The 782-nt window shown below is 61.6% G+C and carries 1 protein-coding gene; it reads right to left on the bottom strand.

The window, feature by feature from the left end; all coding sequences use genetic code 11:
• The coding region (locus G3N58_RS33890) for a rhodanese-like domain-containing protein (protein ID WP_206001376.1) at nucleotides 1-435 on the bottom strand (435 nt) is incomplete at its 3' end.
• Nucleotides 436-782: the final 347 nt, after the last annotated feature.

The following is a 782-nucleotide window of genomic DNA, read 5'->3' as shown; positions in this document are numbered from 1 at the left end:
GCCATTGCTGCCGCCGCGATGCTGCCGTTCGTCGAGGTCGCCCTCGAACCCTTCGAGCACGTTGAATACCTGCGTAAAGCCCCCCTTCGTCGCGGCCTCGGCCGCCTGCGCCGAGCGGTTGCCGCTGCGGCACAACAGCAACACGACGGCCGTCTTGCCGGTCTTCGCTTCCAGTTCGCGCACGAAGCGCGGGTTGCGCGTCAGGCTCGTGCCCGTTGCCCACGGCACATGCAGCGATTCCGGCACGTGGCCGACGAATTTCCGTTCCTCGGCGGTGCGTACGTCCACCAGCAATGCGTCGCCGGCGGTGAACAGCGCCCACGCCACTTCCGGCGCGACGCCGCCCGCATAGGGCGTGCCGGCCGCCGTAGCCGCCGCGCGCGCGTCTTCGAGCGCCTGTTGCGCAGCGGTTCGTTCTTCCAATGCAACCATCATGACACTTCCTTGTTTTCGTTGATTCGTATGATCAAAGACACCGTGAATGCGGCCGTTGCAGCTTGCGTGCTGTCTATAGCCGTCAGCGCCACTATTCGAGCGAGGAAGAGCAAGCAGAACCAATAAAAATTCATTTCCTAATCAGCGCAGAGAGGAATGCAATAGCAGACGCGCGCTATCAGGGCGGGTTAATCGGCGAGCAGGACGGGAAGCATGGTGACAGTTCGATGTCAAGCATCGAAGGATTTTGAAAGGGTTCGCGGCAGACGATTAACGTGGCGTGCGGCGCGTTGCAATGGAATCCAAAATGGCATGCACGCACTTGCGCGCATGCAGGCACAACGGGT

The sequence above is a fragment of the Paraburkholderia sp. Ac-20342 genome (genome assembly GCF_017104985.1).
Taxonomy (GTDB): domain Bacteria; phylum Pseudomonadota; class Gammaproteobacteria; order Burkholderiales; family Burkholderiaceae; genus Paraburkholderia.
This window is presented reverse-complemented; position numbering and strand designations above follow the sequence as displayed.